The sequence below is a fragment of the Klebsiella sp. JB_Kp004 genome, from assembly GCF_040065795.1.
GTDB classification, from domain to species: domain Bacteria; phylum Pseudomonadota; class Gammaproteobacteria; order Enterobacterales; family Enterobacteriaceae; genus Klebsiella; species Klebsiella quasipneumoniae.
In genome coordinates this window covers 62041-82820 of sequence record NZ_JBEAKW010000043.1, presented here as the reverse complement: position 1 = coordinate 82820, position 20780 = coordinate 62041, and the positions used below count along the sequence as shown (strand labels likewise).

The 20780-nt window shown below is 52.5% G+C and carries 21 protein-coding genes and 1 tRNA gene; 10 read left to right on the top strand and 12 right to left on the bottom strand.

The features are described from left to right. Positions 1 to 2 precede the first annotated feature (2 nt). The 6 genes from ABLX76_RS18830 (at position 3) to ABLX76_RS18805 (ending at position 6048) form a co-directional block, all read left to right on the top strand. Positions 3 to 1016: a hypothetical protein gene (locus tag ABLX76_RS18830; RefSeq protein ID WP_348875065.1), complete on the top strand. Its 1014-nt coding sequence runs from the start codon at positions 3 to 5 to the stop codon at positions 1014 to 1016. Positions 1017 to 1424: 408 nt separating this feature from the next. Continuing rightward, complete coding sequence (locus ABLX76_RS18825; protein WP_230122645.1) at positions 1425 to 1997, top strand: hypothetical protein; 573 nt, start codon at positions 1425 to 1427, stop codon at positions 1995 to 1997. A gap of 102 nt (positions 1998 to 2099) precedes the next feature. After that, complete coding sequence (locus ABLX76_RS18820; RefSeq protein WP_021314595.1) at positions 2100 to 2651, top strand: DUF4468 domain-containing protein; 552 nt, start codon at positions 2100 to 2102, stop codon at positions 2649 to 2651. A 505-nt stretch (positions 2652 to 3156) separates the two neighbouring features. After that, positions 3157 to 4998 carry a TIGR04141 family sporadically distributed protein gene (locus ABLX76_RS18815; RefSeq protein WP_230122647.1) on the top strand — a complete coding sequence of 614 codons (1842 nt, stop codon included), beginning with the start codon at positions 3157 to 3159 and terminating at the stop codon, positions 4996 to 4998. A gap of 301 nt (positions 4999 to 5299) precedes the next feature. Next, the gene (locus ABLX76_RS18810) at positions 5300 to 5650 is read left to right on the top strand and encodes a GNAT family N-acetyltransferase (RefSeq protein ID WP_348875063.1); all 351 of its coding nucleotides are present in this window, start codon (positions 5300 to 5302) and stop codon (positions 5648 to 5650) included. Positions 5651 to 5712: 62 nt separating this feature from the next. Beyond that, positions 5713 to 6048: an NIPSNAP family protein gene (locus ABLX76_RS18805; protein WP_348875061.1), complete on the top strand. Its 336-nt coding sequence runs from the start codon at positions 5713 to 5715 to the stop codon at positions 6046 to 6048. Between the two features lie 117 nt (positions 6049 to 6165). On the opposite strand, the gene ABLX76_RS18800 is transcribed toward ABLX76_RS18805, so the two are convergent. From ABLX76_RS18800 to actS, 3 genes are all read right to left on the bottom strand, one after another. Next, on the bottom strand, positions 6166 to 8097 hold the full coding sequence (locus tag ABLX76_RS18800) for a site-specific integrase (RefSeq protein WP_239944211.1): 1932 nt from the start codon (positions 8095 to 8097) through the stop codon (positions 6166 to 6168). Positions 8098 to 8186: 89 nt separating this feature from the next. Next, positions 8187 to 8260 (bottom strand) — tRNA-Gly (locus ABLX76_RS18795). An 80-nt stretch (positions 8261 to 8340) separates the two neighbouring features. Further along, the gene (gene actS, locus ABLX76_RS18790) at positions 8341 to 9054 is read right to left on the bottom strand and encodes an amidase activator ActS (protein WP_050533763.1); all 714 of its coding nucleotides are present in this window, start codon (positions 9052 to 9054) and stop codon (positions 8341 to 8343) included. Positions 9055 to 9369: 315 nt separating this feature from the next. On the opposite strand from actS, the gene idi reads away from it, so the two are divergent. Continuing rightward, positions 9370 to 9924, top strand: coding sequence for an isopentenyl-diphosphate Delta-isomerase (idi, locus tag ABLX76_RS18785; RefSeq protein ID WP_032454025.1), 555 nt, complete (start codon positions 9370 to 9372; stop codon positions 9922 to 9924). A gap of 190 nt (positions 9925 to 10114) precedes the next feature. Here idi and lysS read toward each other — a convergent pair whose 3' ends face one another. The 5 genes from lysS to xerD form a co-directional block, all read right to left on the bottom strand. Next, positions 10115 to 11632 (bottom strand): lysine--tRNA ligase, encoded by a 1518-nt coding sequence (gene lysS, locus ABLX76_RS18780; RefSeq protein ID WP_008806422.1) that lies wholly within the window; start codon positions 11630 to 11632, stop codon positions 10115 to 10117. 9 nt (positions 11633 to 11641) lie between these two features. After that, positions 11642 to 12740, bottom strand: a protein-coding gene (prfB, locus tag ABLX76_RS18775) for a peptide chain release factor 2 (protein WP_101862173.1) whose coding sequence is annotated in 2 segments (ribosomal slippage) — positions 11642 to 12664 and positions 12666 to 12740 — 1098 coding nt in all. Because the reading frame shifts where the segments join, the coding sequence is not laid out codon by codon here. Positions 12741 to 12825: 85 nt separating this feature from the next. Continuing rightward, positions 12826 to 14559, bottom strand: a complete 1734-nt coding sequence (recJ, locus tag ABLX76_RS18770) for a single-stranded-DNA-specific exonuclease RecJ (protein ID WP_348875059.1) — start codon at positions 14557 to 14559, stop codon at positions 12826 to 12828. A 5-nt stretch (positions 14560 to 14564) separates the two neighbouring features. Next, complete coding sequence (gene dsbC / locus ABLX76_RS18765) at positions 14565 to 15278, bottom strand: bifunctional protein-disulfide isomerase/oxidoreductase DsbC (RefSeq protein WP_002916301.1); 714 nt, start codon at positions 15276 to 15278, stop codon at positions 14565 to 14567. A 22-nt stretch (positions 15279 to 15300) separates the two neighbouring features. Then, positions 15301 to 16197 (bottom strand): site-specific tyrosine recombinase XerD, encoded by an 897-nt coding sequence (gene xerD, locus ABLX76_RS18760; RefSeq protein ID WP_004144729.1) that lies wholly within the window; start codon positions 16195 to 16197, stop codon positions 15301 to 15303. 100 nt (positions 16198 to 16297) lie between these two features. Between xerD and fldB the strand changes: the two genes are divergently transcribed. Continuing rightward, positions 16298 to 16819 (top strand): flavodoxin FldB, encoded by a 522-nt coding sequence (fldB, locus tag ABLX76_RS18755; protein WP_004205324.1) that lies wholly within the window; start codon positions 16298 to 16300, stop codon positions 16817 to 16819. Positions 16820 to 16825: 6 nt separating this feature from the next. Here the strand turns inward: fldB and ABLX76_RS18750 are convergent, their stop codons facing one another. Then, positions 16826 to 17236: a protein YgfX gene (locus ABLX76_RS18750; RefSeq protein ID WP_023290968.1), complete on the bottom strand. Its 411-nt coding sequence runs from the start codon at positions 17234 to 17236 to the stop codon at positions 16826 to 16828. Next, positions 17217 to 17483: an FAD assembly factor SdhE gene (gene sdhE / locus ABLX76_RS18745; RefSeq protein ID WP_002916312.1), complete on the bottom strand. Its 267-nt coding sequence runs from the start codon at positions 17481 to 17483 to the stop codon at positions 17217 to 17219. Before sdhE ends, ABLX76_RS18750 begins: the two co-directional genes overlap by 20 nt. Before the next feature lie 245 nt (positions 17484 to 17728). Between sdhE and ygfZ the strand changes: the two genes are divergently transcribed. After that, entirely contained in the window at positions 17729 to 18712 is a 984-nt protein-coding gene (ygfZ, locus tag ABLX76_RS18740) for a tRNA-modifying protein YgfZ (RefSeq protein WP_087848599.1), read from the top strand. A 134-nt stretch (positions 18713 to 18846) separates the two neighbouring features. On the opposite strand, the gene ABLX76_RS18735 is transcribed toward ygfZ, so the two are convergent. After that, positions 18847 to 19509: a hemolysin III family protein gene (locus ABLX76_RS18735; RefSeq protein ID WP_065883827.1), complete on the bottom strand. Its 663-nt coding sequence runs from the start codon at positions 19507 to 19509 to the stop codon at positions 18847 to 18849. Between the two features lie 163 nt (positions 19510 to 19672). Beyond that, the gene (yqfB, locus tag ABLX76_RS18730; protein ID WP_065883829.1) at positions 19673 to 19984 is read right to left on the bottom strand and encodes a N(4)-acetylcytidine aminohydrolase; all 312 of its coding nucleotides are present in this window, start codon (positions 19982 to 19984) and stop codon (positions 19673 to 19675) included. A gap of 50 nt (positions 19985 to 20034) precedes the next feature. On the opposite strand from yqfB, the gene ABLX76_RS18725 reads away from it, so the two are divergent. Further along, a complete protein-coding gene (locus ABLX76_RS18725) occupies positions 20035 to 20763 on the top strand; it encodes a MurR/RpiR family transcriptional regulator (RefSeq protein ID WP_032454033.1) in 729 nt (242 codons plus the stop codon). The last annotated feature ends 17 nt before the right edge of the window (positions 20764 to 20780 follow it).

The window sequence follows — 20780 nt, the reverse complement described above, 5'->3', positions numbered from 1 at the left end:
CTATGAAGAGTCGAAAATACGTAGCTGCTGAAGCAGACCGCAAATCCTTTAAGGTTTCAGCCGGGATCGATTGGCTGGACTTAAAGATCAGCTTCTCCAGACTGACCCAGCATCGCTACGTTCAGGATGAATTACTTAAAATCACCGGATTAAAACTCTGGGTTAAACCCTGCGGTCTACGTATCTCAAAGTTGTCATCATGCGCCCCCCGTCCCGACAACAACGTTAAAACGTGGGTAAAACCTACGATAAGCAGCACTAACGATACTTTTCGGATTTGCTTCCGTGATCTACTGGCAAACCATGGCGGGAAGCTGGAAGCTGCACTCAAGCAATTGCAAAACCGTTTCCCATTTGCGTGTGAGCCACAAATCGTGGGAGTCGAAGTTTTCTGCGATTTCTGGCATAAACAACGGTCAGTATCAGCGACACGAGCAATGACCTATCGGCTTCAGACAAGCCTGTTTAGTAACGGAACCCGACCAAGGCAATTCAATCCCGCTTCGTGGAAAAATGTCTACCTTTTCCCCGGAACACGTATCACTCCAAATCGAAACTTCAGGACAGGTAACAAGTGGGACAACATCTCGTGGCAGGTCTATCACAAACGCACTGACAACGATCAGAAACTACCTTTAGAAGAGCAACGCGCTCGTGTTGAAGTCACGTTAAAAGGTGCTGCGCTCACTCACTACTCTCTTCACCATCTTAGCGACATGCAGCGCTTTCGATTTGAAACCCTCGCTCACCTGTTCAAATTTCGCAAACCAATTGAGCCTGAAATGATGGCTGACGGTGATTTGTTCCGGTTTACCGCTGTCAACGCAGTTCGTAAGGTGAACGACGCAACAGCCGAGCGCGGGTTGCATTCTTTCAATAATATCGGACGTAGGGATAAACGTAGCTGGATGATGGTTAACGTTGACAAGCGCCTGCGGAAAGAAAGCTCGCATCTGGCGGTTGTTAGCGATCTGCAAAACGCCGTTAAGGGTGCTTTACGGCGCCTCCACGTTTAAGCCGCCCCCCTTTCGTTATTCCAAAAAAAAGTGACAATCAGCAGGAAAGAAGCCGCATTCCTGCTGGTCTGGATACAGCTCTCTTAATAACTGTATATATAACAACTCAACTGTCAGATTACATGTCTTAGCTATCGGTGTTTGTCGGTTACTGTTTCCTTCAATCAAACACGAACCAAACGTTGTGACACGACATCGGGTTCGCGGTGCAAATGCAGCCGGATAAGTTTGGTGCGGGAAAGTGGATCTCCTAGGTTTGGAAGTCCCCCTCTCAGGCATTGCGTCCAAAAACTTCGGTGGTGGCAAAATCATCCTTATACTTGCAGATAAACATTGTTGAAAAATTCTCTCCCGCATAGTTCAATTAACCACTTAGGATTTTTCTGATCTCCTTTCTCAAGGAAGCTTATGCCCGTATCCAATTATTACCAAGCCCAACCGGATTGTTATGTGCGCTTTGATTGGGGTGGGCTCTCCCTTGAAGGCGAGTTTTTCAGCTATGAGGAGTATGGTCGAGATATCGATCCGAAATGGGGATACATCCGACCATTTGATAGAGCCATCAGACAACAACTAATCGATAATTTACAAGCAACTCACGGGATTGATCTCCTGACATTCACCTCTCAAGGCGACCTGATCACCTGTGATGCTTTTGTCACCCATAAAGATCTGCAGGCAGCACACCAAATTCTCGTAGAGTCCTTTGATTTCGTTGATGAATCGGAGCTTACAACTGAAAGGGAACACATCGGTAACTGCCGTATCGATTTGATAAGACGCCAATACATTGTCGGCAGCAATCTTAAAGGGCCCAAAGAGTCTTTGGACAACCTCAATGCAGAGTTTCTTAAATGGGTAACACCTTTCTACACGCCGTTGCGTTACGAGCGGAAGTGGTTAACCAAGCATCGTAATGGGTTATTACGTTTTGGCGCGCTCGTTGCTGTCGCTGTTTATGCCTATATCCACTACGGGTGATAATAGAAAAGCGAGACCTGTCCTGCGGTTTTGAGAAACCAACTTCATTCCGCACCATATTTACATACTGCACTTAATAAAAATGCGATAAGGACAAATCGAATGAAAAAAGTAATGATGAAAACTGTTTTAGCCAGTTTGGTTGTATCCAGTATTACTGTGTTGACAGGTTGTGTGACCTCACCAGATATGGAAGCGGCTAAACAACCGCTGGGTAGTATAGTCAGTGTTGTTAACGTTCCCGGGGTTAAAAAGGATGCACTTTACAGTAGTTCCAAAATTTGGGTTGCAAAGGTCTTCACTGATTCTAACAGCGTAATCCAATATGCCGATAAAGAAGAAGGTTCGATTGTTGGCAAGGGGAATGTTAAATACCCATGTGACGGTTTTAATGATTGCTTAGCTAATGAAGATGTTCGATATAAATTCACTATGAAAATCGACACAAAGGATGATAAAGCTCGCATCACCTTTGATGATATCCACATTTATCGTCCGGCCCATGTAACCAGCGGGATTGCGTTCCCTGCCATAGATTCGCCAAATATGACTGTTGGTGGACAAGCAAAAGCCAAAAAAGCGTTGAATGATATTGTGGAACAATACAAACGCGAGATCGTGACTGAAAGTAGCTCTGCTGCAAAAGACTGGTAACAGCCATCAGCTCAAAAACTTGCCGGATAAGTTTTTGAGCTTTCTATAGCCGGGATTATATGTGGGTGCATAATGATAGTTATGACAGCTTATCACACGGCATTTTTATTCCATTCGAAAGCATCCTGTTTCACTTGGCTACGCTAGCAACTCTATGAGAGCGCCGCAAATTCCGCACCACAATTTCATCCCCCCTAGTCAACAACGCGCCACATAGCTTCCTAGCGCGTCTGAGGAGTCTTGCGGATACAACCGTAGGTCACCAGACGCGTTTTAGCATCACCATTTAACCTTCTCTATATGGAAAAACAAGTAGAGAACCATCATGAGTATTTGAAACGATACTGCACTATAGTCAAGCACTACGCTCAGACTCAATAGGTTAACAGAGTCCTTAGGTGGCGATATGTTTGACCTATATCACGAATAGCACGGGTTAAAATTTAACCTTTTCTCAAATGCGAGTAACTTCATAACTGCTTACCTCTCAAAGGGCTAAAATGATATGAAGACAAGGTCTTTTTCTATTTTTTTGCTTAAAGCTGGCTACAATGCACAGAACTCCCTTAAGCTGAACCATCAACTTATCGGTGGCTTTCAGGCTCTAAATCTCCCACAAGGCGCAACCTTGTTTATTTCCGATAGGGTTAGAACAACCCCTTGGTGGGTTGACTACTTCTCAATTGGTGGAAATTTAAAACAAGAAAACAAAGGGGCATTAATTTTTCTTCCGGTAAGAGATCGATGTTTTGCTCTAACTTTTGGCCATATTTATCACAACTTGCTAGATGTTTCCTACGAGTATGATTTTGGCTTAAAAGTTACTTTAAACAGCCTTGAACCTAATGAGTTAAAAAGCGCTGATATAGTCGATCCCGGAGCATCAAGAAGGAAAAGAATGCAAGTCCCTGTTATGTCTGACTTAACCTATTTAGATTTTGATAGTAATAGCGAGATATTAAAAAGCCTGACAGGAAAAGTAAAACCACAATATATTGATCTCTTCAAAAATGCGACTGGTTCAACCAGCTTAAAAGTTGGACTTAAAGTCGAGCCAGAACAACTTACCGGATTGTGCGACCAACTACTAGATTTATATTCCAGTGATGAATACTTAGAGTCTTTCCCTAACATACAAAAAATAACGCCAGAAAAAGACCCTATTAAAATTAAGCGTCTTGATGATTCTCTTTTAGATGCTTTCATTAATAAAAACAACGAACTAGCCTTATCAATCCCGGACATCGTGGATTATAGTGATAATATTTACTGCTCCTTTAAAGGAAGGAAAGGCATATCCCCAATATATACTGACATTAGTCTTGAAGAGTTTTATGACTATTTAGGAGAAGTTGACTTAAATACATTCAATATAGACAAAATCAAAGATTTCTCGCTTAACCTCTGCAATGAAGAAGGTGTTATAACGAAAGCATATAACATTTACAGAAGTTTTATCTATGATATTCACTTTGATAACGAGGAAGTTGTTTACCATCTCTGCGAAGGTGAATGGTATAAAGTTGACCAAGAATATTTGCAGAGTTTGAAAGATTATATAGATGCAAGGTGTGAAGATAGCCAACTTCCCTCATATGATCATGACAACATTAAGGATGACATAAGAAACTATAGTGAAGAGAACTATAATGAAGATGTGGCAAACAACTCAGCATTCCATATATGTTTAGATCAGAAAGACATAAGTCCCGATGGATACTCACAAATAGAACCATGCGATTTAATAAGTTACCAGGATAATTACTGTATTTTTCATCATATAAAAATATCTTCAAGATCATCTCAACTTAGCCATCTTTTCAATCAAGGTGTCAATTCTATAGAATTACTCATTTTGGAAAAGAGCAGCAAAGAAAAACTTAAGTCATTAATCGAGGAAAATATTCAAGGTAAAGATTTGGATAGTTTCAACCGCGTGATAGATAGTGGTAATTATAAAGTTGAGTTTGGCATAATAACCAAGAAACCAGCAGAACTGAAATCTGAAAACCTCCCTCTTTTTTCTAAAATAAGTTTAATGCGAAGCTTAAGAACACTTTCTCTTTATCGAACAGAGGGTGTGGTTAGTTTTATAAAAGATATTAGTCCTTCTAAAGAAGGCTATAGTAAACACCCGCGCATTACAGTGATTGTGTCTGCCGGTGCAAATGGTAAAAATGAAGTTATTGTTGATCACAGCCAACTTTTTCCTCAGGGAACAAAAGTCGCAAGATGCTCACAAGAAATAACTAACAGCCCTATCGGCTCGAGATTTATGATTCATGTAAAAGCTAGTGAACACGGGAAGTTAAGCACGAGCCATGCTTGGGAGAGCGAACGTCTATAGTAAATGCTTTAATAAAAAGAAACCTGCCATACCCCGTAGTTTATACGGGGTTTTTTAATTGTTTATAATTAATTAGGGTTACGTTTCTCTACCATACAACGAAAGCTACAGGAACAATTGTCGCGCGAAAAAGTGGAGATCCTAGGTTTGCAAACTGCCCTTTAAGGTATTGCGTTAAAAAACTTCGGCAATAACAGGCTTCTCCTTATCGAGGCAATATGCTTTCAGCCCAAATTCCTGAAGATTGCATAGATGCTCATGTTAGTGCTAAAAAAAGTAATTCTTGACACTGAGGCTGAATATGGAATCAAAATACGATCTGGTTGACGCGGTTCCACCCGCAGAAGATTTTTGCCGCTTGCGCATCATATCCGGTTTAACACCCCGCTCTCCTGAAGCTGCAAAACATGCACTTCCAAGAACTTTTCATGGCGTATATATTGAATATTCGGGGCTCATTGTCGGGATGGGGAGAATTGTCGGTGATGGCGCGCTCAACTTCGAAATCGTAGAGGTTGCGTTCGATCCAGAACATCAGGGGAAAGGGCTGGGCCGGAAAATCATGGAAGCTTTAATGACCTGGCTTGGACAACATGCACCCGCAGGAGCATACATTACCTTGATCGCAGATGTCCCGGAACTATATGAATAATTCGGGTTTAAAAGCGTTCGCCCCGAAAGCGAAGGGATGGCACTCAATTGGGGACAGCATTAATGGAACGAACCGTCGAAATACTGCAATACACCTTACTTAAAGGCACCGGAACCATTTTTCACACAATCATGCGGGAAATCAGCGTTCCTCTACACCAACGCCACGGGATCGATGTAGTATCGTTTGGTAACTCCCTGCATGATTCCGATTGCTACTACCTTATTCGTGCTTTTAACAACCAAGAAAGCATGGCTATGGTTCTAGATTCTTTCTACGCAAGCGCTGATTGGCGGAACGGCCCACGCCAAGACATCATTGGCAGCATCGAGACAAGCATTAAAACAGTGATAAGCCTGCCACCAGAAAGCGTTGAGGGGTTGCGGGTGCAATCGTAGGTCATCAGTATTTCACCAGACGCGTTTTGAGCGTCTTCAAATTTGGCACTGTGAAATCCACGATCTTCAATAAAAAACGCGCCAGGGGGTGTCCCAGCGCGTGCGAGTGAACACATATCACGGCTTCTGCTTGCGTAAAGCATCCTTCAAAGCTTTAAGCCCCGCTTTGACATCAAATGGCTTAATATCAGGAAGGTCATAGGCTAACTTAGAGATAGCGTCGAATTGTTCTTCGACTGCCCGGTCTTTGCGGTAAGTTGTCATTGCAGTTGTGCTACCGCGAGCATGGCCGACCAACTGCGCGATCATACGCTCGCTTAATTCCAACCTGTCGAGGTGGTTAACATAATTATGACGAAGTGAGTGGAAAACCCTCTTGCCGTCGCGCGGCATTTCAAGTTGTTTTCCGAGGTAGTTTTCGTTAAACCACTTCGATGCATAACCACGATAACCTTTAATTTCGTGGTGTTTCAATTCAGGGAAAAGTCGCTCTCGCCCATCAACTTTCAAAGCTTCAACATATTTCAGAAAACCAAGTTTGATAAGTTCGGGATGAATCGGCATTTGCCTCTGCGCATTCGGTGTTTTCAACGATTTATCAGTTTCTGTTTCATCATCCATTACTTTATCCGGGGTATCAAGATTGAAATCTAAATATGCAACCCCGCTTTCACTCACACGAATATCAGAGAGGTAAAGCTGACATAGCTCATTAATTCGCCCACCAGTATATAATGCCAATAATGGCAACCAATAATGATAGGGACGAAAGTTGATGTAACGCCCAAATTGATTGGGTTCACCTGCACCAATTTTGAACCAGCTAGCAGAAAAAATAAGCTTTAACTCTTCCTCTGTGAATTGATAACGCTTATCTTGATCTTTGTTTTTTCTTTTACGTTTCGCTAATACGTTCTCAGTTGGATTGCCGATCAACCATGTCTCCCTTCGCGCCCATTCCAGCATAGCTCCCAGTGCAGTAATATGGCGCTCTATAGCATCTTTAGTCATAGTTGCTTCGCCAGCAGTAAGTGCTTTTTCTATGAGCTGGTTTAAATCTTCGGCTGCATATCGACGCCGCATCAAATACAAATTACCGGGCATCTTCTGCATTTTAGCAACGTAGACTTTTACGACATCACGATCTAACTCGCCAAGCGTTAAGTTGCCCATAACGTCAATAAAATGAGCGATTCTTGATCGAATTTTATCCTCACTGGCAAGTTTAAGGTCTCCAGTGTTTTTGTGTTCAATAAACTTTTCAAGAATTTCTGAAACCGTTTTCGAAGCAAATAGCGGATTGCAATACGGATTGGTGATGACAACAGGTGGTGGTGGCACAACAGCCGGAACAGGAGGTAATTCAGGTTCAGATTTCGCAAACGCTTTATCCCACATGCTACGCAGCTTTTCAGCCTGCACATTGTTGATAAATAAAGAACTTGAATCTACCGTAACCCCTGGCAAGTCCAGTAGCCAAAGAGCAAGGGGATTACCGTTGGTAGCCCTGAATGCAGTTATTTCCGTTGATAGCCCTTTCTTCAATTCCTTGAGGGCATGCAGCGGCATGTAAATCTGCATATAGCCGTTAACCATAGCCTCAGTGCCGTAATGAGCAACGTCGTTTAAAACAAAGCCATGCGTATCAGGGTCACGATCAATGGCAGTAAAATCATCAATCAGAAAACCCCGCTGGCTATCTACGAAAGCATACAGCGGAATATTGTCTGCCAAAAGATGCGGAACAACCGTTTCAAGACCCACATCAAATGATTCGCAAAACAGAGCCAAGCTGATTTTGCCAGCCCCCGCCAACAACGGGGCGTTTCCCCGAATTTTCTCTTTATCCACTTGCTTGAACTCTTCCAGAGACGCATACCACTTCTCCAACAAACGCGTGGCGATTGCCTTAGCATTTGCGAGGTGGGTTGTGCGGGTAGATGCATGTATTTCACGCTGCCCTATCAGGGCACGATACCGAACCGGAACGGTTATCCGCAGAACATAGATCCCGCTAGGACGTCGATAGAGATTACCACGTTGCGCCATCGGCTGTATGAACTCCTTGTAGGAGGGTCACGAGCGCCGTCACGTATGATTTAGAAAAAGATAGTGGAATGAATACGTTAGGGGAATTCTGGAGCGGGCGAAGGGAATCGAACCCTCGTATAGAGCTTGGGAAGCTCTCGTTCTACCATTGAACTACGCCCGCGAAGAGGTGCGAGAAGCATTATAGCCCTTACGCACCCTGTGACAAGCCCGCCGGATGCTGACTGGCGATAAAATAACCTTTTAGCACTTAGGCTTACTGCCCTGCGGCGGCAGATAGCGCAGCGGATCGATGGCCGTCGCCCGGTAGCGGATCTGGAAATGCAGACGCACTGAGTCGGCATCCGTACTGCCCATGGTGGCGATTTGCTGGCCGGCCTTCACGCTCTGGCCGTTATTCACCATCAGCTTATCGTTGTGGGCATAGGCGGTGATGTAATCCTCGCTGTGCTTAATCATGATCAGGTTGCCGTAGCCGCGCAGCTGGTTGCCGACGTAGACCACCTTGCCCGCCCCGGCGGCGTAGACCGGCTGGCCGCGAGTTCCGGCGATATCAATGCCTTTATTGCCGCCATCGGCGGTGGAATAAGGCAGGACCACTTTGCCGCTGGTCGGCCAACGCCAGCAGCGCTGTCCCACCGGCGGCCAGGAGGACTGAGGTACCGCGGACGAAGGCGTGACCGCCGCCGTGCGCGTGGAGGCAGATTTTTTCTTCGTTGTCTTCGTTGAACTGCTGCCGTTAAGCTTCAGCTTCTGCCCCACCTCAATGGTGTAAGGCGGGGAGATGTTATTCAGGCGGGCCAGATCGCGAACGCTGGTGCCGGTGGTGCGGGAGATGCCATACAGGGTATCGCCGCGTTTGACGGTGTAGGTCGTACCGGAATCGGAGTTGCTGGAGCAGCCGGCCAGCGCCAGGCTTACCACCAGCATCAGTGTCATAAAAACGCGTTTCATCATCAGGCATCCTGCACTTAACACAACCACTTACCTCGCAACCAGGGCGAATATCATACCAGTCCGCGGCGCAGGGCGTCATCCCTGATGGCGAAACCAATATCCCCCTGCCATCGAATACGGCCCGCGACGGACAGCGATTGCTGCTGGAGCCGCACGTCGTGGTGGGCTTGCCCGCCATGACGCGTTGCCGCTCACAGAGCGGACTCCAGGGCTTGTTTTGGTAATGCCTTTCTCCCATTTATCGGCTACCCTAGAGGCCTGAGTACATGACCCGGCGGGTTTGTGCCGGGTCATTTTTTATTTTCAGGAGTCGTCATGGCCGGGGAACACGTCATTTTACTGGATGAGCAGGATCAACCTGCCGGTATGCTGGAGAAGTATGCCGCCCACACGCTTGATACCCCTTTACATCTCGCGTTTTCCTGCTGGTTGTTTAATCAGCAGGGGCAGTTGCTGGTCACCCGCCGTTCGCTGGGCAAAAAAGCCTGGCCCGGGGTGTGGACCAACTCCGTCTGCGGACACCCCCAGCAGGGCGAGACCTTCGAGCAGGCCGTCACGCGCCGCTGTCGCTTCGAACTCGGCGTGGAGATCGCCGACATCGTGCCGGTTCACCCGGCCTTCCGCTACCGGGCGGTCGCCCCGAACGGCATCGTTGAGAACGAAGTATGCCCGGTGTATGCCGCGCGCGTGGTGAGCGAAGTGCTGCCTAACGACGATGAAGTCATGGATTATCAGTGGGTTGACCTGGCAACGATGTTAAGCGCGCTGGCCGCCACGCCGTGGGCGTTTAGCCCGTGGATGGTGCTGGAAGCGGAAAATCGGGACGCTCGCCAGGCGCTGACCGACTTTGTTGCGCGTGTGCGCGGGTAAGCTGACTATTCTCCAGGCAAGGCGCAGCCCTGTGCCTGTCATTAATGCCTGGCGGCGCTACGCTTGCACAGGCTTACGGTTCTGCGCTGTTGCGTAGCCCGGATAAGACATTTACGCCGCCAGCCTTCAGGCCTCACGTCAGACATAAAAAAACCCGGCAAGCCGGGTTTTTGCATTTCACAAGACGCGATTATTTCTGCGGACGCATTGCCGGGAACAGGATCACGTCGCGGATGGTGTGGCTGTTGGTGAACAGCATCACCATGCGGTCGATACCAATACCCAGACCGGCGGTCGGCGGCAGGCCGTGCTCCAGCGCGGTGACGTAGTCTTCATCGTAGAACATCGCTTCGTCGTCGCCTGCGGCTTTCGCATCAACCTGGTCCTGGAAGCGCTGCGCCTGATCTTCGGCGTCGTTCAGCTCGCTAAAGCCGTTACCGATCTCACGGCCGCCGATGAAGAATTCAAAGCGGTCGGTGATTTCCGGGTTGACGTCGTTACGGCGCGCCAGCGGAGAAACTTCCGCCGGGTATTCGGTGATGAAGGTCGGCTGGATCAGGTGCGCTTCCGCCACTTCTTCGAAGATCTCGGTCACGATACGGCCCAGACCCCAGCTCTTCTCCACTTTGATGCCGATAGACTCAGCGATCGCTTTCGCGGAATCGAAGTTATCCAGATCCGCCATCTCGGTTTCCGGACGGTATTTCTTGATCGCTTCGCGCATGGTCAGTTTTTCAAACGGCTTGCCGAAGTCGAACACCTGGTCGCCGTAAGGCACTTCGGTGTTGCCGAGAATGTCCTGCGCCAGGGTGCGGAACAGGGATTCGGTCAGCTCGATCAGATCTTTATAGTCCGCATAGGCCATGTAGAGTTCCATCATGGTGAACTCTGGGTTATGACGAACGGAGATCCCTTCGTTACGGAAGTTACGGTTGATCTCGAAGACGCGTTCGAAACCGCCCACGACCAGGCGCTTGAGGTACAGTTCCGGCGCGATGCGCAGGTACATGTCCAGATCCAGCGCGTTATGATGGGTGATGAACGGACGCGCGGAGGCGCCGCCCGGGATCACCTGCATCATCGGGGTTTCAACTTCCATAAAGCCGCGGCCAACCATGAACTGACGGATACCCGCCAGGATCTGCGAACGCACTTTAAAGGTGTTGCGCGATTCATCGTTGGAGATCAGGTCGAGGTAACGCTGACGATAGCGCGCTTCCTGATCCTGCAGGCCATGGAACTTGTCCGGTAACGGGCGCAGGGCTTTGGTCAGCAGACGCAGCTCGGTGCAGTGGATAGACAGCTCACCGGTTTTGGTCTTGAACAGCTTACCGCGGGCGGCGATGATGTCGCCGAGATCCCATTTTTTGAACTGGTCGTTGTAAACGCCTTCCGCCAGGTCATCGCGCGCTACGTACAGCTGGATGCGGCCGCCAACGTCCTGCAGAGTGACGAAGGACGCTTTACCCATGATACGGCGGGTCATCATGCGGCCAGCCACGGCCACTTCAACGTTCAGCGCTTCCAGCTCTTCGTTTTCTTTGGCATCGAAGTCAGCGTGCAGTTGGTCAGAGGTATGGTCACGACGGAAATCGTTCGGGAAAGCGACGCCCTGCTCACGCAGCGCAGCCAGCTTCTCGCGACGGGTTTTCAGTTCATTATTAAGGTCAATTGCCGCGTCAGCGCCCTGTGCTTGTTGTTCAGACATGTTGGTTCCTCATAACCCTGCTTTCAAACTTGCTTCGATAAATTGGTCCAGGCTGCCGTCGAGCACCGCCTGAGTGTTGCGGGTTTCCACCCCGGTACGCAGATCTTTAATACGCGAGTCATCCAGCACGTAAGAGCGGATCTGGCTGCCCCAGCCGATATCGGACTTGTTGTCTTCCATCGCCTGCTTCTCGGCATTTTTCTTCTGCATCTCCAGCTCATAAAGCTTTGCTTTCATCTGCTTCATGGCCTGGTCTTTGTTCTTGTGCTGCGAACGGTCGTTCTGGCACTGCGTCACCAACCCGGTCGGGATGTGGGTAATACGCACCGCGGATTCTGTACGGTTAACGTGCTGCCCACCGGCGCCGGAGGCGCGGTAAACGTCGATGCGCAGGTCGGCCGGGTTAATTTCGATATCGATATCGTCTTCAACTTCCGGGTAAACGAACGCAGAGCTAAAGGAGGTATGACGGCGGCCGCCGGAATCGAACGGGCTCTTACGCACCAGACGATGAACGCCGGTTTCGGTACGCAGCCAGCCGTAAGCGTAATCGCCAATGATCTTGATGGTCACGGATTTAATGCCCGCGACTTCACCTTCGGACTCTTCGATGATCTCGGTCTTAAAGCCGCGCGCTTCCGCCCAGCGCAGGTACATGCGCATCAGCATGCTGGCCCAGTCCTGGGCTTCGGTGCCGCCGGAGCCTGCCTGAATATCGAGGTAGCAATCGGCGTTGTCGTATTCGCCGGAGAACATGCGGCGGAACTCAAGCTGCGCCAGCTTCTCTTCCAGCGTATCCAGCTCGGCGACGGCTTCGTTGAAGGTCTCTTCGTCGTCCGCTTCCACGGCCAGATCCAGCAGGCCGGCAACGTCTTCCAGCCCCTGGGACATCTGATCCAGGGTATCTACGATGGCTTCCAGGGAAGAACGCTCTTTACCCAGCGCCTGAGCGCGTTCAGGTTCGTTCCAGACGTCCGGCTGTTCCAGCTCGGCGTTTACTTCTTCGAGACGCTCTTTCTTGGCATCGTAGTCAAAGATACCCCCTAAGAACGTCGGAGCGCTCCGTGAGGTCCTGAATGCGGTTTTTTACCGGATTTATTTCAAACATGGTCGGTTTCTTTTAATGGATTTGTCAAAATGCGGTGATAAGAGCGGAATTCTACCGGATTCGCGCCCTTATTCATACACTGTTGTCAATTTGGCCAGAGGTGATCGATGATCAGCTGCAGGCTGCGGTTGCCGCGGAACTCATTGATGTCGAGCTTGTAGGCTAACTGGACTTCACGCACGCCGTTGTCGGGCCAGATGGAAGTATCCACGTTGAAGGCGATACCGTCCAGCAGCGGGCCGCCGTCAACCGGCTCGACCATCACCTTCAGGTGACGCTGGCCCACCAGCCGCTGCTGCAGCAGGCGGAAACGGCCGTCAAACAGCGGTTCCGGGAACATCTGTCCCCACGGCCCGGCGTCGCGCAGCATCTGCGCCACTTCCATGCTCATCTCCGCCGCCGCCAGCGGCCCGTCGGAAACGACCTCGCCCTGTAACAGCGCGGGATCCAGCCACTCGGTCACCAGCTCGCCAAAGCGCTGCTGAAACTCCTCAAAGCGCGCCTCTTCCAGCGATAATCCTGCCGCCATCGCGTGGCCGCCGAACTTCAGGATCAGCCCCGGATAGAGCGTATCGAGACGCTCCAGCGCATCGCGCATATGCAGCCCCTGTATGGAGCGGCCGGAGCCTTTCAGCGTACCGTCGCCGGTGGGCGCAAAGGCGATCACCGGCCGGTGGAAACGTTCCTTAATTCGCGAGGCGAGGATGCCGACCACCCCCTGGTGCCACTGCGGATGGTACATCGCCAGCCCGCCGGGCAGGGTGTCGCTACTGCGTTCCAGCTGCTGACAGAGCGTTAGCGCTTCCGCCTGCATCCCCTGCTCGATCTCTTTGCGCGTCTGGTTGAGCGCGTCAAGCTCATTGGCTAACACGCGCGCTTCGCCAATGTTATCGCACAGCAGCAGCGCGACGCCGACCGACATGTCGTCCAGCCGCCCCGCCGCGTTCAGGCGCGGCCCGAGGGCAAAACCGAGGTCGCTGGCCGCCAGCTTTTGCGGATCGCGGTTGGCAATCTCCAGCAGCGCCTTAATGCCGGGCCGACATTTGCCGGCGCGAATGCGGCTTAACCCCTGCCAGGTGAGAATACGATTGTTAGCATCCAGCGGCACGACGTCGGCAACGGTGCCAAGCGCCACCAGATCCAGCAGCTCGGCAAGGTTCGGCGCGGCGATGCCGCGGGCATCGAACCAGCCGTTATCACGCAGAAAGGTGCGCAGCGCCAGCATCAGATAGAACGCCACCCCGACCCCGGCCAGCGATTTCGACGGAAAGTCGCAATCGCGCAGGTTAGGGTTAACGATGGCCTCCGCCGCCGGTAGCGTCTCCCCCGGCAGGTGGTGATCGGTCACCAGCACCGGGATCCCCAGCGCATGGGCATGATCGACGCCGGCATGGGACGAGATCCCGTTGTCGACGGTCATGATCATCTGCGCGCCGCGGGCGTGGGCCTGATCGACCACTTCCGGGCTCAAGCCGTAGCCGTCTTCAAAACGGTTCGGCACCAGGTAGGAGACGTTGCCGTAGCCCAGCGCGCGCAGGGCCAGCACGCTGAGCGCGGTGCTGGTGGCGCCGTCGGCGTCAAAATCGCCGACTACGACAATGTGCAACCCTTTCTGGAAAGCGTCGTACAGCATCCCGACCGCTTTTTCAACGCCGGTGAGCTGCGTCCACGGCAGCATGCCTTTGACGCTGCGCTCCAGCTCCTGGGCGCTGCGCACCCCGCGGCTGGCATACAGCCGCTGCAGCAGCGGCGGCAGTTCGGCGGGTAAATCGACGCCGTCAACCGCCTCGCGGCGGCGTAGTTGTATCTGTTGTTTCACGCGAATCAGTTACCGCTTGTCTGTTTTTTATGCTCGTCGAGGAACGCCTTCAGCTCTTTCGGCCCCTGATAGCCCGGCAGCACCATGCCGTTGCTGAGGACCATCGCCGGGGTACCGTTGACGCCCATCTGCACGCCAAGGGTGTAGTGTTTAGCGATATCCACGCTGCAGCTCGCCGGCTGCACGCCCTTGCCGTTCATAGCGTCATCCAGCGCTTTGTTGCGATCTTTCGCGCACCAGATGGCCTTCATGTCCTGCTCCGCCTGGCTCTGCAGTCCCTGGCGCGGGAAGGCGAGATAGCGCACGGTGATCCCCAGCGCGTTGTAGTCGCTCATCTGCTCATGCAGCTTATGGCAATAACCGCAGGTGATGTCGGTGAAGACGGTAATGACGTGCTGCTCCTTCGGCGCTTTGTAGACAATCATTTCGTTGCTCAGCGCGTTCAGTTTACCCAGCAGCAGCTGGTTAGTGACATTGACCGGCTGCGCGCCGCTCACGTCGTACATCGGCCCCTGGATGATGTGCTTGCCGTCGTCGGTGACATACAGTACGCCGCTGTCGGTCAGCACCGTGCTCATCCCGGAAACCGGCGACGGTTGAATATCGGTGCTCTGCACACCCAGCTTCGCCAGCGACTGTTTAATTGCCGCGCTATCGGCATGCGCCGCCCCGGAAAGGGAAGCCGCCAGCAGGGTGAACATCAATAAACCTTTTTTCATACTCAGTCCTTTTGTTCAGCACTCACGCCCGCGGGTGGTGCTGTTGATGAAGTTGTCGCAGACGCTCGGTCGCCACGTGGGTGTAGATCTGCGTGGTGGAGAGATCGCTGTGTCCTAACAGCATCTGCACCACGCGCAGGTCGGCGCCATGATTGAGCAAATGCGTGGCGAACGCATGGCGCAACACGTGCGGGGAGAGCTTTTCGCTGTCGATCCCCGCCAGCACGGCATAGTGTTTAATCCGGTGCCAGAAGGTCTGACGCGTCATCTGCTGGGCGCGCTGGCTGGGAAATAAGACATCCGACGCCACGCCGTTCAGCAGCCAGGGGCGACCATACTCGAGGTAATTTTCCACCCACAGTACCGCCTCTTCCCCCAGCGGCACCAGCCGCTCTTTGTTGCCTTTGCCCACCACCCGCAGCACGCCCTGGCGCAGGCTGATGTCGCTCATCGTCAGCCCCACCAGCTCCGAGACGCGCAGGCCGGTGGCATACAGCACCTCCAGCATCGCTTTGTCGCGCAACTCCAGCGGCTGCTCCACCAGCGGGGCCTGCAGCAGACGCTCAACCTGCGCCTCACTGAGATCCTTCGGCAGCCGCTGCGGCAGCTTCGGCGAGGCCAGCAGCGCGCTGGGGTCGTCCGGGCGAATTTTTTCCCGGTACAGATGCTGGAAGAAACGACGCACGGCGCTCAGCAGGCGCGCGGTGCTGGTGGCTTTATAGCCGCCGGACTGCCGCTCGGCCAGCAGCGCCTGCAGGTCGTCGCTGCCGACGCTTGCCAGCGACAGGCCGCGATGGTGCAGCCACTCCACCAGCATCGTCAAATCGCGACGGTAGGCGCTGAGCGTATTCTCCGCCAGATTGCGCTCCAGCCAAAGGGCATCGAGAAACTGTTCGATTAGTGCCAGATCCTGTTTCACATCGGCCTCTTTGTTCGTTAAACGCTCTCATTATGCCTTAAGAGGACGCCTTTCTGGTACACTGCCCGCCATTCACAGCAAGAATCGAGATGTTTACGCGATGAATATAGGTCTGTTTTACGGCTCCAGTACCTGCTACACCGAAATGGCCGCGGAGAAAATCCGCGATATCATCGGCCCTGAGCTGGTGACGTTGCACAATCTGAAAGATGACTCCCCCGCCCTGATGAGCCAGTACGATGTACTGATCCTCGGCATCCCGACCTGGGATTTCGGCGAAATTCAGGAAGACTGGGAAGCGGTTTGGGACCAGCTGGACACCCTGGACCTGGAGGGCAAAATCGTCGCGCTGTACGGCATGGGCGATCAGCTGGGCTATGGCGAATGGTTCCTTGACGCGCTGGGCATGCTGCATGACAAGCTGGCGACCAAAGGCGTGAAGTTTGTCGGCTACTGGCCAACCGAAGGCTATGAGTTCACCAGCCCGAAACCGGTGATCGCTGATGGCCAACTGTTCGTTGGCCTGGCGCTGGATGAAACCAACCAGTACGACCTGAGCGACGAGCGCATCCAGAGCTGGTGCGAGCAGATCCTCGGCGAAATGGCCGAACACTTCTCCTGACGCCGCTTACTCCTGCGCCGGTTTTTGCAGCACCAACCGGCGCAGATCCCGCCACTCTCCGGGATCCATGCTGTCCGCCGCCAGCCACAGATGCTGACCGCGTCGGGTATCGACATGGCGCAAACGCAGCAGCATACCGCTGTTGATGACCCACGGCGTCCCGAGGATCTCCCATTCGGCGTTTTGCCAGCGCAGCCGGGAATCGGTGAGCAGTTTTATCTCCCCGCGACGGGCATGGATCCGTCGCTGGCTACGCACACAGTCAAAGACCACCAGCGACAGCAGCAGCAGCCAGATCGGGGTGTAGCTTAACGGCCAGGGAACCAGCAGCACCAGCGCCGCCACAACGCCGTGGAGCAGCAGGGAAAACCACTGCGCGCGCCAGGAGATACGGAGATCAGATTGCCACAGGACCACGTTCCCGATTCCGTGTTTGAATTAAGGTTACCATCCGCTGCAGCTCCGCATCGGCCGGTTTGCCGTGGTTCATCAGCCAGTTGAACAGATCCGGATCGTCATTTTCCAGCAGGCGAATGAACAGCTGTTTGTCAGCGTCGCTGAGGGTATCGTACTCATACTCAAAGAACGGCATGATGGAGATGTCGAGTTCGCGCATCCCGCGGCGGCATGCCCAGTGGATACGTGCTTTATTGTTAATGTCCATGTTGACCTTCCAGCAGCAAAATATAGGTTAGTTTAACCCGTTTTCTGCCGTAACTTTACAGGAATATCGCTGAATGCGAGCATCCTTCCATAAAAACCATAAAATAATGATGGGCTTATTGTTTTCCCGCGTCAGGCCGTCGCCAAACGTCAGCGCACAAATGGCCTGTTGAAAGCGCTTGCAATGCACTATAGCTCTTTTACCATTGGTCACACACACTGCGTTAAGCGATTCAGGATATGACTATGGCTTTTACACCTTTTCCTCCGCGTCAGCCTTCCTCTTCCGCTCGTCTGCCGTTAACGCTGATGACCCTGGATGACTGGGCGCTGGCGACAATTAGCGGACCGGACAGCGAAAAATATCTGCAGGGGCAGATTACCGCCGATGTGAGCAGTCTCACCGATGCCCAGCATCTGCTTGCCGCCCACTGTGACGCCAAAGGCAAGATGTGGAGCAACCTGCGCGTATTCCGCCGCGACGGCGGCTTCGCGTGGATTGAGCGCCGCAGCCTGCGCGACGCGCAGCTGACCGAGCTGAAAAAATATGCCGTCTTCTCCAAAGTCACCATCGCCGCCAACGACGATCTGGTTCTGCTGGGGGTGGCCGGCTTCCAGGCGCGCGCCGCGCTGGCGCCGCTGTTCGCCGCCCTGCCCGACGCCGCGACGCCGGTGGTTAGCGAAGGCGCCACCAGCCTGCTGTGGTTTGAACACCCGGGCGAACGCTTCCTGCTGGTGACCGATGTCGACACCGCCAATCGCGTCACCGACGCGCTGCGCGGCGAAGCGCAGCTCAACAATAGCCAGCAGTGGCTGGCGCTGAATATTGAAGCCGGTCTGCCGGTTATCGACAGCGCCAACAGCGGGCAGTTCATTCCGCAGGCCACCAACCTGCAGGCGCTGGGCGGTATCAGCTTCAAAAAAGGCTGCTATACCGGCCAGGAAATGGTCGCCAGGGCGAAATTCCGCGGCGCCAATAAGCGCGCGCTGTGGACGCTGTCAGGTACCGCCAGCCGGGTGCCGGAGGCCGGAGAAGATCTGGAGCTGAAGATGGGCGAAAACTGGCGCCGCACCGGTACGGTGCTTGCGGCGGTTCAGCTGGATGATGGCCAGCTGCTGGTGCAGGTGGTGATGAATAACGATATGGAGCCGGACAGCGTGTTCCGCGTGCGCGACGATGCCGGCAGCCTGCGCATCGAACCGCTGCCCTATTCGCTGGAAGAAGCTTAACCTCATCCCTCGGCAGTTGCCGGCTGGCGGCGCAAGCGGCTGAGTCGGGCGACCAGGTCGCAGAATTTCGTCGCCACGATAAGCGTGGACGTGGTCAGGATATGCAGCAAGGAGCCCCTTACGGGGCTCTTTTTTTATCCGTGTTGACCGACGTAGAGATAGATCGCCAGGAAGTGACACACGCTGCCGCCGAGCACGAAGCCATGCCAGATAGCGTGGTTATAGGGAATGCGTTTGCAGACGTAGAAGATGACCCCGAGCGAGTACACCACCCCGCCGACCGCCAGCAGCGTCACGCCGCCCACCGCCAGCTTTACCGCCAGCTGATAGACCACGATAAGCGACAGCCAACCCATGGTCAGATAGGTCACCAGCGACAGGATTTTAAAGCGGTGCGCGATGGTCAGCTTAAACAGGATCCCCAGCAGCGCCAGGCTCCAGATGACGATCATCAGCCCCTTCGCCAGCGGCGAGTTCAACCCTACCAGCAAAAACGGCGTATAGGTCCCGGCGATTAACAAGTAGATGGCGCAGTGGTCGAACTTTTTCAGCCACTGTTTCGCCCGCTGATGCGGGATCGCGTGATAGAGCGTGGAGGCGAGAAACAGCATAATCATGCTGCCGCCGTACAGACTGTAGCTGGTGATCGCCGTCGCGCTGGCGTTAGTGTCCACCGCCTGCACCAGCAAGAGCACGAGGCCGACGATACCGAACACCAGCCCGATCCCGTGACTGATGCTGTTGGCAACTTCCTCTGCCAGAGAATATCCCTGAGTGATTAATGGTTTGCGCACCATATTTGACTCCGTGAAAACAAGAACGCTTTCATTGCCCACTTAGGGTAACTGAGAATGATTCCAGTGAACACCTGTTAGCTAAAATAAAACGATGTATATTTGTAAATACATTAAAATCATAAAGTTACAATTTTATTTCAACTCACAGCTGTTTCTGATTACCTTAAAGCGTTTTGAATTCAATGACATAAAACTGGTTCTCGCCAGGATAGATGTCGCTGATGACCTGACGCAGCTGCCCGAGGGTCATATTCTCCTGTTGAGCATGCTGTTCGGTCAGCGTGTCGAGAGTCACCGTCGAGGTCGCGGTCACGGCGATGGTGCAAAAATAGCCGTTGTCTTCATAGCGCCCGACGCGCAGCACATCGCCGGGCTTAAAGTGCGACTCCGCCGCATCGCGAATGGTGATCGTTTTGCGCCCGGCGAGGATGTCCTCCTGAAAGCGCTGAAAAAAGGTAATGTCATTGGCCTGCATGATATAATTCCGTCCTGGTCATTATGAATTGTGAGTTCGCCACTGTGAGTATGTTCTCCCACGCCGCTGTCGCCAGTCTCAATAATCTTGAGATGATGGTCTACCACTACGTCATTAAGAATCGTGACAAAGTGATGTACATGACCATCCGCGAACTGGCCGAAGCCGCCGGCGTCTCCACCACCACCGTGTTGCGCTTCTGCCGCAAACTGCAGTGCGAGGGCTACTCTGAATTTCGCGTGCGCTTTAAATTATATCTTGAGCAGAACGAGCCTCAACAGGCAAATATCGGCGCCAGCGAAATCATGAGCTTTTTTAAAAGCGTTAATAATGACGAGTTCGATGAATTACTCGAGCAGGCCGTCGATATTATTCTCGCCTCCGAACGTATTATTTTCGTCGGCGCAGGCACCTCGGGCGCGCTGGCGAAATATGGCGCCCGCTTCTTCTCCAACGTCGGGAAATTTAGTAATCATATTGATGACCCCTATTTTCCGGTGACTAACGATATGGCCCGTAACGCGCTGGCGATCGTGCTTTCCGTCTCCGGCGAGACGGAAGAGATCCTGCGCTTCGCCAGCCAGTTCAGCCTGCACCGCTGCAAGGTGATGTCCATTACCAGTCACGAACACTCGCGGCTGGCCAAACTGGCCGATTTCAATCTCTCCTGGCACGTGCCGCAGACGCGCATTGGCGGTGTCTACGATATTACGACGCAAATTCCAGTGATCTATATTCTCGAAACGCTCGGACGTAAATTAGCGCGCAAAATCAGCTAAAAATAACAGCCTGTTTT

Excerpts from the sequence above, each read along its gene's own strand:
- ABLX76_RS18830 (WP_348875065.1), top strand. The coding sequence starts at position 3 with ATGAAGAGTCGAAAATACGTAGCTGCTGAAGCAGACCGCAAATCCTTT.
- ABLX76_RS18825 (WP_230122645.1), top strand. The coding sequence starts at position 1,425 with ATGCCCGTATCCAATTATTACCAAGCCCAACCGGATTGTTATGTGCGC.
- ABLX76_RS18820 (WP_021314595.1), top strand. The coding sequence starts at position 2,100 with ATGAAAAAAGTAATGATGAAAACTGTTTTAGCCAGTTTGGTTGTATCC.
- ABLX76_RS18815 (WP_230122647.1), top strand. The coding sequence starts at position 3,157 with ATGAAGACAAGGTCTTTTTCTATTTTTTTGCTTAAAGCTGGCTACAAT.
- ABLX76_RS18810 (WP_348875063.1), top strand. The coding sequence starts at position 5,300 with ATGGAATCAAAATACGATCTGGTTGACGCGGTTCCACCCGCAGAAGAT.
- ABLX76_RS18805 (WP_348875061.1), top strand. The coding sequence starts at position 5,713 with ATGGAACGAACCGTCGAAATACTGCAATACACCTTACTTAAAGGCACC.
- ABLX76_RS18800 (WP_239944211.1), bottom strand. The coding sequence starts at position 8,097 with ATGGCGCAACGTGGTAATCTCTATCGACGTCCTAGCGGGATCTATGTT.
- actS (WP_050533763.1), bottom strand. The coding sequence starts at position 9,054 with ATGATGAAACGCGTTTTTATGACACTGATGCTGGTGGTAAGCCTGGCG.
- idi (WP_032454025.1), top strand. The coding sequence starts at position 9,370 with ATGGCCGGGGAACACGTCATTTTACTGGATGAGCAGGATCAACCTGCC.
- lysS (WP_008806422.1), bottom strand. The coding sequence starts at position 11,632 with ATGTCTGAACAACAAGCACAGGGCGCTGACGCGGCAATTGACCTTAAT.
- dsbC (WP_002916301.1), bottom strand. The coding sequence starts at position 15,278 with ATGAAAAAAGGTTTATTGATGTTCACCCTGCTGGCGGCTTCCCTTTCC.
- fldB (WP_004205324.1), top strand. The coding sequence starts at position 16,298 with ATGAATATAGGTCTGTTTTACGGCTCCAGTACCTGCTACACCGAAATG.
- sdhE (WP_002916312.1), bottom strand. The coding sequence starts at position 17,483 with ATGGACATTAACAATAAAGCACGTATCCACTGGGCATGCCGCCGCGGG.
- ygfZ (WP_087848599.1), top strand. The coding sequence starts at position 17,729 with ATGGCTTTTACACCTTTTCCTCCGCGTCAGCCTTCCTCTTCCGCTCGT.
- ABLX76_RS18735 (WP_065883827.1), bottom strand. The coding sequence starts at position 19,509 with ATGGTGCGCAAACCATTAATCACTCAGGGATATTCTCTGGCAGAGGAA.
- yqfB (WP_065883829.1), bottom strand. The coding sequence starts at position 19,984 with ATGCAGGCCAATGACATTACCTTTTTTCAGCGCTTTCAGGAGGACATC.
- ABLX76_RS18725 (WP_032454033.1), top strand. The coding sequence starts at position 20,035 with ATGTTCTCCCACGCCGCTGTCGCCAGTCTCAATAATCTTGAGATGATG.